This window comes from Streptomyces sp. NEAU-174 (assembly GCF_052665095.1).
On sequence record NZ_JBQTCE010000003.1, the window covers coordinates 1 to 16,616 of the forward strand.

The 16,616-nt window shown below is 70.2% G+C and carries 11 protein-coding genes; 2 read left to right on the forward strand and 9 right to left on the reverse strand.

The genetic code is table 11. The annotated features are described in order from the left end of the window. The 4 genes from ispG to ACT2CW_RS09405 form a co-directional block, all read right to left on the reverse strand. On the reverse strand, positions 1-845 hold an 845-nt coding region (gene ispG / locus ACT2CW_RS09390; protein ID WP_445516242.1), incomplete at its 3' end, for a flavodoxin-dependent (E)-4-hydroxy-3-methylbut-2-enyl-diphosphate synthase. 138 nt (positions 846-983) lie between these two features. Further along, positions 984-2,285 (reverse strand): M50 family metallopeptidase, encoded by a 1,302-nt coding sequence (locus tag ACT2CW_RS09395; RefSeq protein WP_182470687.1) that lies wholly within the window; start codon positions 2,283-2,285, stop codon positions 984-986. Further along, a complete protein-coding gene (gene dxr / locus ACT2CW_RS09400) occupies positions 2,282-3,544 on the reverse strand; it encodes a 1-deoxy-D-xylulose-5-phosphate reductoisomerase (protein ID WP_182470688.1) in 1,263 nt (420 codons plus the stop codon). The genes ACT2CW_RS09395 and dxr overlap by 4 nt, the downstream gene beginning before the upstream one ends. 132 nt (positions 3,545-3,676) lie before the next feature. Beyond that, on the reverse strand, positions 3,677-5,611 hold the full coding sequence (locus ACT2CW_RS09405) for an acyl-CoA dehydrogenase family protein (protein ID WP_445516243.1): 1,935 nt from the start codon (positions 5,609-5,611) through the stop codon (positions 3,677-3,679). A gap of 301 nt (positions 5,612-5,912) precedes the next feature. Between ACT2CW_RS09405 and ACT2CW_RS09410 the strand changes: the two genes are divergently transcribed. Next, complete coding sequence (locus ACT2CW_RS09410; RefSeq protein ID WP_445516244.1) at positions 5,913-6,929, forward strand: LacI family DNA-binding transcriptional regulator; 1,017 nt, start codon at positions 5,913-5,915, stop codon at positions 6,927-6,929. Positions 6,930-6,990: 61 nt separating this feature from the next. Here ACT2CW_RS09410 and ACT2CW_RS09415 read toward each other — a convergent pair whose 3' ends face one another. Genes ACT2CW_RS09415 through ACT2CW_RS09435 form a run of 5 tightly spaced genes read right to left on the reverse strand, consistent with a single transcriptional unit; the run spans position 6,991 to position 13,352 of the window. Next, positions 6,991-7,692 carry a GH12 family glycosyl hydrolase domain-containing protein gene (locus tag ACT2CW_RS09415; protein WP_445516245.1) on the reverse strand — a complete coding sequence of 234 codons (702 nt, stop codon included), beginning with the start codon at positions 7,690-7,692 and terminating at the stop codon, positions 6,991-6,993. 35 nt (positions 7,693-7,727) lie between these two features. Beyond that, on the reverse strand, positions 7,728-9,731 hold the full coding sequence (locus ACT2CW_RS09420) for a beta-galactosidase (protein ID WP_445516246.1): 2,004 nt from the start codon (positions 9,729-9,731) through the stop codon (positions 7,728-7,730). 44 nt (positions 9,732-9,775) lie between these two features. Further along, positions 9,776-10,729, reverse strand: a complete 954-nt coding sequence (locus tag ACT2CW_RS09425; RefSeq protein WP_182470693.1) for a carbohydrate ABC transporter permease — start codon at positions 10,727-10,729, stop codon at positions 9,776-9,778. After that, a complete protein-coding gene (locus tag ACT2CW_RS09430) occupies positions 10,726-11,670 on the reverse strand; it encodes an ABC transporter permease (protein ID WP_445516247.1) in 945 nt (314 codons plus the stop codon). Before ACT2CW_RS09430 ends, ACT2CW_RS09425 begins: the two co-directional genes overlap by 4 nt. Beyond that, a complete protein-coding gene (locus ACT2CW_RS09435) occupies positions 11,670-13,352 on the reverse strand; it encodes an extracellular solute-binding protein (RefSeq protein ID WP_414084684.1) in 1,683 nt (560 codons plus the stop codon). Before ACT2CW_RS09435 ends, ACT2CW_RS09430 begins: the two co-directional genes overlap by 1 nt. Positions 13,353-13,663: 311 nt before the next feature. Here ACT2CW_RS09435 and ACT2CW_RS09440 point away from each other — a divergent pair, with 311 nt between their 5' ends. Further along, positions 13,664-16,612, forward strand: a complete 2,949-nt coding sequence (locus tag ACT2CW_RS09440; protein ID WP_445516248.1) for a glycoside hydrolase family 3 C-terminal domain-containing protein — start codon at positions 13,664-13,666, stop codon at positions 16,610-16,612. Positions 16,613-16,616: the final 4 nt, after the last annotated feature.

Here is a 16,616-nt window from a genome sequence, read left to right on the forward strand (position 1 = left end):
GACGGACACGAGACGATCTCCAGCCGCCGCTGCCGCAGATTCAGCGACTCCAGGATCTGGATGCCGACCTTGACCTCCTCCGCCGGAGGCGCCGACAGCGACACCCGGATCGTGTCCCCGATCCCCTCGCTCAGCAGCGCACCGAACGCCACCGCCGACTTGATCGTCCCCTGGAACGCCGGACCCGCCTCCGTCACACCCAAGTGCAGCGGATAGTCACACTGAGCCGCCAGCTGACGGTAGGCATTGACCATCACCACCGGATCGTTGTGCTTCACCGAGATCTTGATGTCCCGGAACCCGTGCTCCTCGAACAGCGAGCACTCCCACAACGCCGACTCCACCAACGCCTCCGGCGTGGCCTTGCCGTACTTCTCCAGCAACCGCTTGTCCAGCGACCCCGCGTTCACCCCGATACGAATCGGCACACCCGCGTCCGACGCCGCCTTCGCGATCTCCTTGACCTTGTCGTCGAACTGCCGGATGTTCCCCGGATTCACCCGCACCGCCGCACACCCGGCATCAATCGCCGCGAACACATACTTCGGCTGGAAGTGAATATCGGCGATCACCGGAATCTGCGACTTCTTCGCGATCACCGGCAACGCGTCCGCGTCATCCTGCGACGGACACGCCACCCGCACGATCTGGCACCCCGACGCCGTCAACTCCGCGATCTGCTGCAACGTCGCACCGATGTCCGCCGTCACCGTCGTCGTCATCGACTGCACCGAGATCGGCGCGTCCCCGCCCACGGCCACCGACCCGACCTGGATCTTCCGGCTGACCCTGCGCTCGGCGAGCTTGGCCGGTACGGACGGCATTCCTAGCGAAATCGCAGTCATCTGGTTCGTAACCCCAAGGTGTGTGCGTGGCTGGAGATCAGCGGACTCCGATCTCCGAGATTACGGCACCGGCCATGGCCTCAGCACACCGCGCTCCTGAAGTCCGCCCAAAGGTGAACTTCAGGACATCTCGCGTCATCAGGAGATTTTCACGGGGTTCACGACGTCCGCCACCAGGACGAGCAGCGTGAAGCAGATGAAGACTCCGGCGATCACATAGGCCGCCGGCATCATCTTCGCCACGTCGAACGGTCCGGGGTCGGGCCGCCGGACCAGCCGGGCGGTGTGGCGCCGGATGGACTCCCACACCGCGCCCGCGATGTGGCCGCCGTCCAGCGGCAGCAGCGGCAGCATGTTGAACAGGAACAGCGAGAGGTTGAACCCGGCGACCAGGAAGAGCATGGTCGCGATCCGCTGGGAGGGCGGGATGTCGAGGTTGGCGACCTCGCCGCCGACCCGGGCCGCGCCCACGACGCCCATCGGGGAGTCCGCCTTGCGCTCGCCGTCCCCGAAGGCCGCGTTCCACAGGTCCGGGATCTTGGAGGGCAGGGCGATCATCGAGTCGATGCCGTCCTCGACCATGTTGCCCATACGGTCCACGGACTGCCCGAAGGACTGCTGGACCACTCCGGTGGCGGGGGTGAAGCCGAGGAAACCGGCGGTGACGAACTCGCCGTCGACATAGCCGCCGTTCCCGTCGGACTTGGCGACCTGGTTCTTTATGAGGTTGGCGGTCAGGGTCTTGCGGACGCCGTCCCGCTCGACGGTGATCGTGGCGTGGCCGGTGGTCTCGCGGATGTCCTGCTGGAGGGTGCCCCAGTCCGGGGTGGGGTGCCCGTTGAAGGCGACGATCTTGTCCCGGGGCTGGAGACCGGCGGCCTTGGCCGGGGAGTCCTTGGCGCCCTTGGGGCACTTGTCGGTGGAGGCCGAGGCCGCGACCACGCACTGGGAGACCGTGCCCACATTGGTGGTCTGGGTGTTGACGCCGAAGCTCATCATCACCCCGAGGAAGATCGCCACCGCGAGGATCAGGTTCATGAACGGCCCGGCGAACATGACGATCACGCGCTTCCACGGCTTGCGCGTGTAGAACAGGCGCTTGTCGTCGCCGGGCTGGAGCTCCTCGAAGGCGGCCGACCGGGCGTCCTCGATCATGCCGCGCCACGGTGAGGTGGAGCGCGCGGTGATCTTTCCGTCGTCGCCCGGCGGGAACATCCCGATCATGCGGATGTAGCCGCCGAGCGGAACCGCCTTGATGCCGTACTCGGTCTCGCCCTTCTTCCGGGAGAAGATGGTCGGCCCGAAGCCGACCATGTACTGGGGCACCCGGATGCCGAAGAGCTTGGCCGTGGAGAGGTGGCCGAGCTCATGCCAGGCGATGGAGATCAGCAGGCCGACGGCGAACACCACTATGCCGAGGACCGTCATCAGTGTCGTCATGCGCGAGCCTCCGGGGTCGCCTTCGCCGCTCTGGCGGCCAGTTCCGTTGCGCGGGCGCGGGCCCATGTCTCGGCCTCGAGGACGTCCGCGACGGTGAGCCGGGTTCCCGCGGCCGGGGTGCCGTGCTCGGCCACCACCTCGGCGACCGTATCGACGATTCCGTTGAAGGGCAGCTTTCCGTCAAGGAAGGCGTCCACGCACTCCTCGTTCGCCGCGTTGAAGACGGCCGGGGCGGTGCCGCCGAGGTCGCCGACGTGGCGGGCGAGCCCGATCGAGGGGAACGCCTCGGTGTCGAGGGGGAAGAACTCCCAGGTGTGGGCCTTGGTCCAGTCGCAGCCGGGCGCGGCGTCCGGCACCCGCTCGGGCCAGCCGAGGCCGAGCGCGATGGGCATCCGCATATCGGGCGGGCTCGCCTGGGCGAGCGTCGAGCCATCGGTGAATTCAACCATCGAGTGGATATACGACTGAGGGTGGACCACCACCTCAATCCGCTCGAAGGGAATGTCGTAGAGCAGATGGGCCTCGATGACCTCCAGGCCCTTGTTGACGAGGGTCGCGGAGTTGATCGTGATCACCGGGCCCATGTCCCAGGTGGGGTGGGCCAGCGCCTGCTCCGGGGTGACCGAGGCCAGCTCGCGCTTGGTCCGGCCGCGGAACGGGCCGCCGGAGGCGGTGACGACCAGCTTGCGGACCTCCTCGCGGGCGCCGCCGAGCAGCGCCTGGAAGAGCGCGGAGTGCTCGGAGTCGACGGGGACGATCTGCCCGGGCTTGGCCACGGCCTTGACCAGGGGGCCGCCGACGATGAGCGATTCCTTGTTGGCCAGCGCCAGCACCCGGCCCGCCTCCAGGGCGGCCAGGGTGGGCGCCAGGCCGATGGAGCCGGTGATGCCGTTGAGCACGGTGTGGCACTGGGAGCGGGCGAGCTCGGTGGCCGCGTCGGGCCCCGCCAGGATCTCGGGGAGCGGCTCACCGGCGCCGTAGCGCGCGCTCAGCGCCTGGCGCACCTCGGCCACCGCCTCGGGCCGGGCGACCGCGACCCTGTCCACCCGCAGCCGGTGGGCCTGCTCGGCGAGGAGCCCGGCCCGGCCCCCGGCGGCGGACAGGCCGGTCACGCGGAAGCGGTCGGGGTTGCGCAGCACCACGTCGATGGCCTGGGTGCCGATCGAACCGGTGGAGCCCAGGATCACGATGTCGCGCACGCTCGCCGCGGCAGTGGCCGCCGGAACGCGCAGATGCGGGTCAGCCAGGGAATCCGTCATCCCCCCATTGTGGGGGCAAGGGGTGACGGCTCGGTGACAAGCCCCGGGATCCGGTGATCGCGGATCCCGGGAGCCTGTCAGCGCGTGCTCCGGCGGCTTCCCGGCGGCTTCCCCAGGGGCTGGGGCGGCTCCTCAGGGGATGCGGCGATGGACGTTCCGCTTGGCGGTCGGGCCGGGGGTGGCGTCGGCGATCCAGGGGCCGTCGCCGCTGGGGTCGATCACACCGTGCTCGAGCCACTCGTACGTCCCGGAGAGCACGCCGGAGACCACCTTGCGGTCGAGCTCGTCGGTGTTGGTCCACAGCCGCCCGAAGAGCTCGTCGGCGCGGATCCTGGCCTGCCGGCAGAACGCGTCGGCCAGCTGGTAGGCCGCGACGCCGTGGTCGCCGCGGGAGCGCAGCATCTCGGCCCGTACGCAGGCCGCGCTCATCGCGAACAGCTCCGCGCCGATGTCGACGATCCGGCTGAGGAAGCCCTGTTTGGTCTCCATCCGGCCCTGCCAGCGGGACATGGCGTAGAACGTGGAGCGGGCCAGCTTGCGCGCCGAGCGCTCCACATAGCGCAGATGCGGGGAGAGGTCGGGGTGTCCGGCCGGGTTGAACTCCGGGTAGGCGCGGGGCAGTTGGCCGGGGCCGGTGAACAGGCCGGGCAGCCAGCGGGCGTAGAAGCCACCGGCCTTGGCGGCCGCCTTGCCCTTGTCCTGGAGGGACTTCTCGGGGTCGATGAGATCGCCCGCCACCGACAGATGGGCGTCCACGGCCTCCCGCGCGATGAGGAGGTGCATGATCTCGGTCGAGCCCTCGAAGATCCGGTTGATGCGCAGATCGCGCAGCATCTGCTCGGCGGGGACGGCCCGCTCGCCGCGGGCGGCCAGCGAGGCCGCGGTCTCATAGCCCCGGCCGCCGCGGATCTGGACCAGTTCGTCGGCCATCAGCCAGGCCATCTCGCTGCCGTAGAGCTTGGCGAGCGCCGCCTCGATGCGGATGTCGTTGCGGTCCTCGTCGGCCATCTGGGAGGCGAGGTCGATGACGGCCTCCAGGGCGAAGGTGGTCGCCGCGATGAAGGAGATCTTGGCGCCGACGGCCTCGTGCTTGGCGATGGGCTTGCCCCACTGCTCACGGGCGGCTGACCATTCGCGGGCGATCTTCAGACACCACTTCCCGGCGCCCGCGCACATCGCGGGCAGCGACAGCCGTCCGGTGTTGAGCGTGGTCAGCGCGATCTTGAGGCCGGCGCCCTCGGGGCCGATCCGGTTGGCGGCCGGGACGCGGACCCGGTGGAAGCGGGTGACGCCGTTCTCCAGGCCGCGCAGCCCCATGAAGGCGTTGCGGTTCTCGACGGTGACGCCCTCGGAGGCGGTCTCGACGACGAAGGCGGTGATGCCGCCCTTGTGGCCCTCGGAGCGCGGCACCCGGGCCATCACCACCAGCAGGTCGGCGACCACGCCGTTGGTGGTCCACAGCTTGACGCCGTCCAGCAGGTAGTCGTCGCCATCGGGCACGGCGGTGGTGGCGAGGCGGGCCGGGTCGGAGCCCACGTCCGGCTCGGTGAGCAGGAAGGCCGAGATGTCGGTGCGGGCGCAGCGCGGCAGGAAGAGGTCCTTCTGCTCCTGGGTGCCGAAGAGCTTCAGCGGCTGCGGTACGCCGATCGACTGGTGGGCCGAGAGCAGGGCGCCGATCGCCGGGCTGACGGAGCCGGCCAGGGCGAGGGCCTTGTTGTAGTAGACCTGGGTGAGGCCGAGCCCCCCGTACTTGGTGTCGATCTTCATGCCGAGCGCGCCGAGCTCCTTGAGCCCCTTGAGGGTCTCGTCGGGGATCTGCGCCTCGCGCTCGATACGGGCGGCGTCGACCCGCGTCTCGCAGAACTCCTGGAGCTTGGCGAGGAAGGTCTCGCCGCGGCGGACGTCGTCCGGGGCGGGGGCGGGGTGGGGATGGATCAGATCGAGTCGGAAGCGGCCGAGGAAGAGCTCCTTGGCGAAGCTGGGCTTGTGCCAAACCTGTTCGCGTGCGGCCTCGGCGACCTGGCGCGCTTCACGCTCGGACACCGGCCTGACGGAGGATGCGGTCATCGGTGCTCCCTTTGCCGCGACGATCTCGTGACATTACCGGCACGTACCGCTGCCAGTGTGCATCCGGTCCGACCGGACGGCAAAGCGGGAGGACGCGGGGATTCGGAGGTTCGGGAAGGGTCGCCGTGGCGGCGGGCCCGTCAGGAGCACCGAGAGGCGGAGGTGCGGTGTTGAAGCGCTTCGACACCCTCTGGACAGTCCTTGTGCTGCGGGTTTAGTGTCAACCCGCATGGTCAGACGAAGAGGTTCGGCCATGCGTCGAAGCGCTTCACTGACCATTCCCCCGGATGGAGTCCCCCGCATGGTCACCCTCGCCGAGGTCGCCCGCCACGCCGGAGTCTCCGCCAGCACGGTGAGCTACGTCCTCAGCGGCAAGCGGTCGATCTCCGCTCCCACCCGCGAGCGCGTCGAGCGCAGCATCAAGGAGCTCGGCTACCACCCCAACGCCGGGGCCCGCGCCCTGGCCAGCAGCCGCTCCAACATCCTCGCGCTCATGGTGCCACTGCGGACGGACATGTATGTGCCGGTGATGATGGAGATCGCCATCGCGGTCGCCACCACCGCCCGCTCCCACGGCTATGACGTCCTCCTGCTCACCGGCGAGGAGGGCCCGGCGGCGGTGCGCCGGGTGACCGGCAGCGGGCTCGCCGACGCCATGATCGTGATGGACGTGGAACTCGAGGACGAACGGCTGCCGCTGCTGCACGCGGCCCGCCAGCCCACCGTGCTGATCGGGCTCCCCGCCGACACAGTCGGCCTGACCTGCGTCGATCTGGACTTCACCGCCACCGGTGCGCTCTGCGCCGAGCATCTGGCAGACCTCGGCCACCGGGAGATCGCGGTCGTGGGCGAGGCCCCGGCCGTCTATGAGCGCCACACCGGCTTCGCCGAGCGGACGCTGGAGGGGCTGCGCCGCCGCGCCGCCGAGCTGGGGGTGCGGCTGCTGCACCGCCCGTGCGAGGGCAGCTACGAGTCCATGGACGGCACCCTCTCCCGGATCTTCGACGAGCGGCCCGGCACCACCGGCTTCGTGGTGCAGAACGAGGCGGCCATCGAACCGCTGCTCAGCCTGTTGCGCCGGCAGGGCCGCGCGGTGCCCGAGGACATCTCGGTGGTCGCCATATGCCCCGAGCAGGTGGCCACCCAGGCGTCGGTGCGGCTCACCTCGGTGGCCATCCCCGCGCAGGAGATGGGGCGGCGGGCCGTGGAGCTGGCGGTGGCGAAGCTGTCGGGCGACGCCCCCGAGGAGCAGGTGACCCTGCTCGCCCCGGAGCTGACCGTACGGGCCAGCTCGGGCCCGGCGCCCGGCACGTCCTGACGCGGCCGCGCCGGGCCGGTGGCGTATCGCCGCCGCGTGGGGCGGCGGCGGTACGCGGATATCAGCTCGCGCTCACTCCGAAGCTGTTGGTGCGGAAGTCCAGACCGCCGGCCGAGGAGGTGATCTCGTAGCCGAACTGGACATCGCCGATGGTCACATCGCCGAACCAGCCCTTGGTGTTCTTGATCCAGTTCACGATGGACTTGATGTCCACGGAGCCGGAGCTGGAGTTGGAGCCGCGGATGAAGGAGAAGACCTGGTTGGAGCCGTTGCTGCCCTTGTAGACGGTCCAGGTATGACCGCCGAGGGTGACGGTGCCCTGGGAGGTGCCGAGGGGGCCGACCGGACCGGTCTTGTTGACCCAGAGCATGATCTCGTACGCGTAGTTGCTGTCCCAGATGTCGTACGAGGTGTTGTAGGCGCCCGAGGACGGGACCGTCACGCTGTAGTTGCTGGTGAGGGTGTTAATGGCGCTGATCTTCTTGCCGACGACCTTCTTGGCGTTGGGGTAGGACTTGATGCCGCCGGTGTTGGGGTGGTTGGCCCACACTCCCCAGTCGCTGGAGGAGTTGGCCCAGATGGTCTGGGATCCGGCGCCGGAGCCCCAGATATTGTTGTAGAGGGTGTAGCCCCCGTTGGACCAGGTGCCCCACTGGTCCGAGGAGGACCAGGTGGCGGCCTGGGCGGGGGCGGCGGCGAAGCCGATCAGCGCGAGTAACGCGATCAGCGGGGTGAGGAGAAGCGTTCGAGCGGCTCGTTGCACGGGACCTTCCCTTTCAGATGAGGGATTCGGGTCTTTCAGATGGGGGATTCGGGCGGACCCAGGACCATGACCGCGAAGCGGTCCAGCCGGACGCCGGTGTGGTGCGCGCGCCCGGTGAGCAGATCCGTCCGCGCGGACGGGAGGGGGACGACCGCCGGGGTGCGGCCGTGGTTGAGCAGGAAGAGATACGGGCCCCGCCGCACCGCCTCGACCCCCGCGGGGAGGCCGGGCAGCGCGGGGGCCAGCCCCGCCTCCTCGGCGGCGCGGCCGAGCAGCGCGCGCAGGGCGGCGGGTTCGGGGAGGGTGGAGACGTACCAGGCGGTGCCGGTGCCGTAGGCGTTACGGGTGACGACGGGGCGGCCGTCGAGCTCTCCGCCCTTGATCCGGGCGACCGGTTCGGCGGTGGACGGCTCCAGTTCCTCGGACCAGAGGGTGCCGTGGAACGCGCCCAGCCAGGCGCCCTCGGCGGTGAGCGCCTCGCCCTCGTCCAGCGGCCACCACTCGTGGACCGTACGGATGCCGAGGAGCCCGCGGAGGCGGCGGTCCACCCCGCCGGGGCGCACCCGGTCGTCCTCGTCGGCGACGCCGGTGAAGAAGCCGCAGACGAGGGTGCCGCCGTCGCGTACGTACGCCGCGAGGTTGTCCAGCGCCTCGTCGGTGAGCAGATACAGCTGGGGGACGGCGACGAGGGCGTAGTCGGTGAGGTCGGCGTGCGGATGGGCGAAGTCGGTGGTGAGGTTCCGCTCCCACAGGGCCTGGTGCCAGGCGCGCAGCAGCCGTTCGCAGGAGACCAGGGAGGAGGGGCGGCCGTCCTGGACAGAGGCCCACCAGGAGTGCCAGTCGTGCAGGATCGCGGCCCTCGCGCGGACGTCCGTGCCCGCGACCGGGGCCAGTTCGCGCAGTTCGGCGCCGAGTTCGCACACCTGCGCGAAGGTGCGGCTGTGCTCACCGGCGTGCGGGACCATCCCGGAGTGGAACTTCTCGCTGCCCTGCCGGGACTGCCGCCACTGGAAGAAGCAGACCGCGTCGGCGCCGCGCGCGACGGCCTGGAGGGACCACAGCCGCATCAGCCCGTGCGGCTTGGGGTGGTTGACGCCGCGCCAGTTGACCGGACCCGCGGCCTGCTCCATGAGGACCCAGGGGCCGCCCGCCTGGGAGCGGGTCAGATCCTGGACCAGCGCGCCGTAGGCGGCCGCGTGCGGGTCCTTCGGGTCGGGGTAGAGGTCGACGGAGACCACGTCCTCCTCCGCCGCCCAGGCCCAGCCGTCCTGGCCGATGAACAGCGGCATGAAGTTGGTGGTCACGGGGATGTGCGGGGTGCGGGCGGCCAGCGCGTCGCGTTCGGCGGTGAAGCACTCCAGCAGGGCGTCGCTGGTGAAGCGGCGGAAGTCCAGCGCCTGACCGGGATTGATCAGGTACTGGGCGCGGCGCGGCGGGATGATCTCCTCCCAGGAGTCGTAGCGCTGGCTCCAGAAGGCCGTCCCCCACGCCTGGTTGAGGGCGTCCAGGCCGCCGTACCGGGCGCGCAGCCAGCGGCGGAAGTGCCGGGCGGTCTCGTCGCACCAGCAGTGGGTGGAGTACTCGTTGCCGACGTGCCACATCCGCAGGGCCGGATGGCCGCCGTAGCGGTCGGCCAGGTCCTCGGTGATGCGCAGGGCGTAGTCGCGGTAGACGGGTGACGAGGCGCAGAACTGGTTCCGTGAGCCGTACCAGACGACCGCGCCGCTCTCGTCGCGCGGCAGGGTCTCGGGTTGGCGGGAGCCCATCCAGGGCGGCGGGGAGGCGGTCGGAGTGGCCAGGCACACCTCGATCCCGCCCTCGTGGAGCAGGTCCAGGACCCGGTCCAGCCAGTCGAAGTCCCGTGCGCCGGGGCGGGGTTCGAGCCGGGCCCAGGAGAAGACACCGACGGTGACGGTGGTGACGCCCGCCCGGCGCATCAGCCGGATGTCCTCGTGCCAGACGCTCTCGGGCCACTGCTCGGGGTTGTAGTCGCCGCCGTAGAGGACGCGGCCGCGGGTGGCGTCGTTCAGGTCGGGCATACCGGCTCCCGTCTCGGGTCGGCTGGGTACGGGGGCAACCGGCGTCAGCCCTTGACGGCGCCGGTGAGCATGCCCTTGGTGAAGTGCTTCTGGACGAAGGGGTAGAGCACCGCGACCGGGATCAGCGCGAGCACCATGACGGCCATCTGCACCGCCAGTCCGGGGATCTGCTGGGTGGAGATCATCTGGGACATGCCCTGTGGCGCCTGCTGCTTGATCACCAGCTGGCGCAGGATCATCTGGAGCGGCCACATGTCCTGGTCGTTGAGGTAGAGCATGGCGTTGAACCACTGGCTCCAGTAGCCGACCGCGTAGAAGAGCGAGACCACCGCGATCACGGCCTTCGACAGCGGCAGCACGATGCGGAACAGGATCCGCCAGTCCCCCGCGCCGTCGATCCGGGCGCTGTCGATCAGCTCGGGCGCGATGTTCTGGAAGAACGCCCGCAGCACCAGGACGTTGAAGACCGAGACGGCCCCGGGCAGGATCATCGACCAGTAGCTGCCCTCCAGGCCGACGCCGGTGACCAGCAGATACGTGGGGATGAGACCGGCGTTGAAGAACATGGTGACCAGCAGCACCATCAGGATCGGCCGGTGCAGGAAGGACCCCGGGCGGGACAGGCCGTAGGCGCACAGGACCGAGACGACGGTGCTGATCACGGTGCCCACGGCGGTGAGCGCGAGGCTGACGAGCGTCGCCCGGGTCACCGTGCCGCCGCTCAGCAGCTCGGTGTAGGCGCGGAAGGTGATCGTCTCGGGGACGATCACCAGTCCCCCGGCGTCGGTGATGGTCCGCTGGTCGGAGAGGCTGGTGACGACCACCACCCACAGCGGGCCGAGGATCGCCAGACACACCCCGACCAGGGTGGCTCCCTTGAGCCCCTGGCCGACCCTGCCGGGCTCCTCCTCCCACACCGGGCGCCGCTCGTCGCGGCGCCGCCGCGGGGGCGGGGCGGCGGGTCCGGCCGGGGCCGCGGTCCGCTCGGTCACGGTCATTTCCGGTAAACCCCCTGCTCGCCGAGCATATGAGCGACTTTGTTGGCGATCAGCACCAACACCAGGCTGAAGACGCCCTTGATCAGACCGCCGGCGGCGGCGATCCCGTAGTCGGTGTTGGCGATGCCGACCCACCACACATAGGTGTCGAAGACCTCCGAGGCGCCGGGCCCCACCGCGTCGCGCTGGAGCAGGATCTGCTCGAAGCCGACGGTCAGCGAGTCGCCGACGCGCAGCACCAGCAGCAGGGCGACCACGGGGCGCAGCGCGGGCAGCGTGACGTGCCACATCCGGCGCCGGCGGTTCGCGCCGTCCACCGCCGCGGCCTCGTAGAGGTCCTGGTTGACGGCGGAGAGCGCGGCCAGGAAGACGATCACGCCCCAGCCCGCGTCCTTCCACACCAGCTGGGCGGTGATCAGGAACTTGAAGACGCCCGGGTCGGTCATCAGGTCGAAGCCCTCGTGGCCGTGGGCGCGCAGCTGCTGGGCGAGCAGCCCGGCGCCGCCGAGCATCTGCTGGAAGATCGTGATCACCAGCACCCACGAGAAGAAGTGCGGCAGGTACAGGATCGACTGCACCAGGCCGCGGACCTTGTCGCTGAGCACGCTGTTGAGCAGCAGGGCCAGCGCGATAGGCACCGGGAAGAACAGCACCAGCTGGATGAAGGTGATGGAGAGGGTGTTGGCGAAGGCGTCCCAGAAGCGGCTGTCCTCGAAGAGGAGGCTGAAGTTGTCCAGGCCCACCCAGGGGCTGGTCCACAGCCCCTGGGTGAACGGGTCGTAATCCTTGAAGGCGACCGTGGTCCAGAGCAGCGGGACGTAGGTGAAGAGCAGGAGCAGGCCGACGGCGGGGGCGACCATCAGGAGGAGGGTGCGGTCGCGGCGCAGCCGGTGCCACCATGCGGCGCGGGCGGTCGGGGTGCCACGGGCCGGCTTGGCCATCAGGCGCCGCTGCCGTTCTCGTCGAGGAGCCTCGCGTACCAGTCGCGGAGCCGGTCGCCGCCGCCGCTGCGCCAGTCGCTGATGGCCCGCTGGGCGTCCTTGATCGACTTACGGCCGCGGGTGACGTCCTTGGCGAGGTCCTCGAACGGTGTGTAGAGCGAGGCGTACCGATTGGGCTCCTGGATCTGCATTCCGTAGAAGAGCGGCTTCCTGGCGAACTTGCCCATCCGCTGCATCCAGCCGCAGTAGTCCTCGACCATCTGCGGGAAGTCCGGATAGGCGACGCTCGCCTGCGGGGAGACGATGAAGCGATAGGTGTCCTGGACGTCCCGGACGCCGGTCGCGTTCTTGACCGGTACGCCCTTCTTCATGTCGTGGTGCACACCTTCGACGCCGTAGTCGATGAGGCGCTGCTCCTTGGTGCCGAAGGGTGCGGCGATGAAGTTCGCGAGGGCGAGGATTTCCTCGATCTGATCCTTGGAGAGGTTCTTGTTGAGGAACGACCAGATCTGGGCCGGCGGGTCGAGATAGATGACCGGGTCGCCGCCGTCGGGGCCGAACCAGTCCATTCCCTGAATCTTGAAGTCGGGGTTGGGACCGGCCTGTTCGAAGGTGGCGCCGTACCACTTGGCGTCGCCGTCGTTGTAGATGAGGGTCTGTCCGGAGGTGAAGCGGGTCAGCGCGTCATTGGCCTTGCCCGCGACCGCGTCCGGGTGGACATAGCCCCCGGCGAAGAGCTTGCGGCACCATTCCAGGGCCTCGAGGTAGTTCTCGGTCTCGACCTTGTGGACCAGCTTGCCGTTCTTCTCGATCCAGTAGTACGGCTTCTCCCCCGGGCAGCCGAAGAACCGCTGCGCCGACCACCACATGTCGTCACAGGCCCATACCTTGCTCTTGGGCCGGGTGATCTCCTTGGCCAGGGCGAGGAATTCCGCCGGGCTCTTGGGGACGTGATAGCCCTCCTTGGTGAAAATGTCCTCGCGGTAGTACGGAATCACGCTTTCGAACGGACGGGAGGGCATCGGCAGCCCGCGGAGCTTGCCGCCGAAGACGGACATCTGCCAGGCGGCGGTGGGAATGGCGGCGAGGTTCGGATATTTCTTGACCTTGTCGCCGGAGAGATACGGGCCCAGATCGGCGAATTTGGCGCCGACCGCGCCATGGATCCGCCCGCCCATCTCCCAGAGCGGAATCATCACGATATCGGCGATGTCGCCGGAGGCGAGGACGGCGCCGAGCTTCTCGCCGTAGGTGTTGCCGTCCTGCGGCTGGAGCTTGACCGTGGCGCCGAGTGCCTCGTTGACCGCCTTGTAGTAGGCGTTGTTCTTGGGCGGCGGGGTGCCCCAGAGCGGTTCGAACATCGTGTAGCTGCCGCCGTGGCCGGGCTTGCCCCGTACGGAGGCGACCAGTTCGGCGGCGGGCGGGGCCTTGGTGTAGCCGGGGCTGGAGCCGTTGACGCTCGGGATGTCGGGGTCCGCCACCTTCGAGGCCACATAGGTCGGCAGCAGGTTCTTCAGCTCCTTGCCGGAGGTGGTGCCGCCCTTGCCGGAGCCCTCCTCGGTGGAGCAGCCGGTGAGCAGCGGAACCCCTCCCGCGGCGGCCGCCGCGGCAACCGCCGTGGAGGCCAGGAAGGTTCTCCGGCTGGGAGGGGAAGTGGAGGCCGAAGCCTGGGAGTTCGGCATTGCGTCAACCCTTCGTGGCGTGCCCGCCGTACGACCGATGGTCGAGTTGGCCGAGATTGGTCGAAGATTGGTCGAAGCGCTTCGATATTGCGCCGAGATTAAGGCGGGGGGTGGGGTCGCGCAAGAGTGGTGGCGCAAGGTGCTGATGGGTCGGGCTGCCGTGAGCCTTGACAGGGTGAGCATGGTGCGCCCAGCATCGAAGCGCTTCGAATCGACGTCGATTCGACGCCCATGCGACATCGATGCGACATCGATCCGACGTCAGGGGCCGGGGAAGCCGGCGCACGAGCTGAGGAAGCGGGGCCGTATCCGTGAGCGATGACGGTGATCTGATCACGCGTCCGCCCTTTCGCGATCCGCCCTTCCGCGATCCACGGCTGCCGGTGCGTACGCGCGTCGAGGACCTGCTGGCCCGGCTCACGCTGGATGAGCGGATCGCGATGCTCCACCAGTACGCGCCCGGCGTGGAGCGGCTCGGCCTCGCGCCCTTCCGCACCGGGCAGGAGGCGCTGCACGGCGTCGCCTGGATGGGTCCGGCCACCGTCTTCCCCCAGGCCGTGGGGCTCGGCGCGACCTGGAACCCGGAGCTGGTGCGGCGCGTCGGCGAGGCGGTCGGCCGCGAGGCACGGGCGATGCGCGCACGCGATCCGCGGGTGGGCCTCAATGTGTGGTCGCCGACGGTGAACCTGCTGCGCGATCCGCGCTGGGGCCGCAACGAGGAGGGGTACGCCGAGGATCCGTACCTCACCTCGGCCCTGGCCACGGCCTACACCCGCGGGCTGCGCGGCGGCCACCCGGAGCGCTGGCGCACCACGCCCGTCCTGAAGCACTGGCTGGCGCACAACAACGAGACCGACCGGGACACCACCTCCTCCTCGGTGCGGCCGCGGGTGCTGCACGAATACGATCTGGCCGCCTTCCGCGGGGCGGTGCGGGCGGGCGCGGTGGCCGGGGTGATGCCCGCGTACAACCTGGTCAACGGGCGGCCCAACCACGTCTCCCCGTATCTGCGCGAGCACTTGCGCACCTGGACCGACCAGGAGCTGGTGGTCTGCTCCGACGCGGGCGCGCCATCCAATCTGGTCGACTCCGAGCACTACTTCGACACCCATGAGGAGGCCGTCGCGGCGGCCCTGCGGGCGGGGGTGGACAGCTTCACCGACCACGACCAGGACCCGTCGAAGACGATCGCGCGGGTGCGGGGCGCGCTGGCGCGCGGACTGATCGACGTGTCGACGGTGGACACGGCGGTGCGGCGGCTGCTGGGGATGCGGTACGCACTGGGCGAGTTCGACGGGCAGCCGGAGGAATGTGATGGTGCCTTCGACACGCCCGCCCATCGGGCGCTCGCCCTGGAGGCCGCCGAACAGGCCATCGTGCTGCTCACCAACGACGGTCTGCTGCCGCTGTCCGAGGGTGCCGTACGCACTCTCGCGGTCGTCGGTCCGCTTGCCGACGAATGCAAGCTGGACTGGTACAGCGGCACCCTGATCCGCCGCAGTTCGCCGCGCGAGGCGCTGGCCGAGCGGCTCGGCGCGGACCGGGTGGTGTTCGCGGACGGCCTGGACACCGTACGGCTGCGCGCGGCGGCCGGTTGGGTGCGGGTGCCGGACGCGGCGGCGGAGGACGAGGGTCCGGCGGAGGCGTCGGGCTCGCTCAACCCCGCGCATACGGCGGGCCGTACCGATCTGCCGCCGCTGACCGTCGGCGACACCCCCACCGATCTGTCCCTGGCCGACTGGGGCGGCGGTGTGCTCACCCTGCGCGCGCCCTCCGGCCGCTACCTGACCGTGGCCGGGGACGGCTTCGTCCGCGCGGCGGCCGAGCAGCCCGGGGGCTGGGTGGTCCAGGAGACGTTCACGCTCGAAGCGCACCCCGACGGACACCTCCTCAGACACCTGGGGACGGGTGGTTACGTCTGTGTCGCCGCGGGCGCGCTGAAGGTTGCCGACCGTGACGGCGGCGAGGAGGGGACCGGGACCGTCTTCCGGCTGGAGGTCGTCGAGCGCGGCGAGGACGCGGTGGCCCGCGCCGCCGCGCGGGCGGACGCCGTGGTGGTCGTTGCGGGCAACGACCCGCACATCGGCGGCCGGGAGACCGAGGACCGCACCACCCTCGCCCTGCTCGCCCAGCAGGAGCGGCTGTGGCGCGCGGCCCACGCCGTCAATCCGCGCACCGCGCTGGTGCTGACCTCGAGCTATCCGTACGCGGTCGCGGAGGCGGCCGATGCGCTGCCCGCGCTGCTGTGGACGGCGCACGGCGGCCAGGCGGCGGGCACGGCGCTGGCCCGGGTGCTGTTCGGGGACGTCTCACCGGCGGGGCGGCTGCCGCAGACCTGGTACGCCTCCGACCACGATCTGCCCGATCCGCTCGACTACGACATCATCGCCTCGCGCGCCACCTATCTGTACTTCGACGGCGCCCCGCTCTTCCCCTTCGGACACGGGCTGTCGTACACCGCCTTCACCTACGGCGAGCTGTCGGCGCGGCGGGAGACGGGCCTGACCGTGGAGTGCGAGGTCACCAACTCCGGTCCGTGCGACGGCGCGGAGGTGGTGCAGCTCTACGCGAGCGCGCCGGGGTCGCGGGTCCCGCTGCCGCACCACCGACTCATCGCCCACCGCAGGGTGTGGCTGCGCCGGGGCGAGCGGGTGCGGCTGTTCTTCACCGTGCCGGTCGAGGACGCGCTGGGCTTCTGGGACGTGGCGCACGGGCGCTGGACCGTCGACCCGGGGAGATACGAGATCCACGCGGGCGCGTCCAGCGCGGACCTACGCGCCACCGCCACCGTGACCGTCGAGGGCCCACCGCCCGCACCGCGCCCGGTGCTGCTACGCGGTCTGGAGGCCGCGGACTACGACGCGGCGGACGGGATCGTGCTGGTGGACCGCGCCAAGGTCCGCGGGGACGCGGTGGCCTGCCGTGACGGCGCGGTCGGCCGACTGCTCTTCCGCGCCTGTGACTTCGGCGCGGGGGCGATGTCGATGACGGTCGAGGCCGCGTACGACGCCGTTGGGACGGGGGACGGCGCGACGGTCGCGGGGCACGACGCGATGGTTGGTGGGGACGGCGCGACGGTCGAGGCGCACCTCGCCGACGGCACCACCCTGGCCACCGCCGCCGTCCCGCCCACCGGTGGCCGCTATGTCTACACCACGGTCCGCGCCGCCCTGCCCACACCGCCGACCGGGGTCCAGGACCTGCACATCACGCTGCGCGGCGGCGGCCTGAGACTGGCCCGTCTCGGCTTCTCCGGTTGAGGGT

Excerpts from the sequence above, each read along its gene's own strand:
- ACT2CW_RS09405 (WP_445516243.1), bottom strand. The coding sequence starts at position 5,611 with ATGACCGCATCCTCCGTCAGGCCGGTGTCCGAGCGTGAAGCGCGCCAG.
- ACT2CW_RS09410 (WP_445516244.1), top strand. The coding sequence starts at position 5,913 with ATGGTCACCCTCGCCGAGGTCGCCCGCCACGCCGGAGTCTCCGCCAGC.
- ACT2CW_RS09395 (WP_182470687.1), bottom strand. The coding sequence starts at position 2,285 with ATGACGACACTGATGACGGTCCTCGGCATAGTGGTGTTCGCCGTCGGC.
- dxr (WP_182470688.1), bottom strand. The coding sequence starts at position 3,544 with ATGACGGATTCCCTGGCTGACCCGCATCTGCGCGTTCCGGCGGCCACT.
- ACT2CW_RS09435 (WP_414084684.1), bottom strand. The coding sequence starts at position 13,352 with ATGCCGAACTCCCAGGCTTCGGCCTCCACTTCCCCTCCCAGCCGGAGA.
- ACT2CW_RS09425 (WP_182470693.1), bottom strand. The coding sequence starts at position 10,729 with ATGACCGTGACCGAGCGGACCGCGGCCCCGGCCGGACCCGCCGCCCCG.
- ACT2CW_RS09430 (WP_445516247.1), bottom strand. The coding sequence starts at position 11,670 with ATGGCCAAGCCGGCCCGTGGCACCCCGACCGCCCGCGCCGCATGGTGG.
- ACT2CW_RS09420 (WP_445516246.1), bottom strand. The coding sequence starts at position 9,731 with ATGCCCGACCTGAACGACGCCACCCGCGGCCGCGTCCTCTACGGCGGC.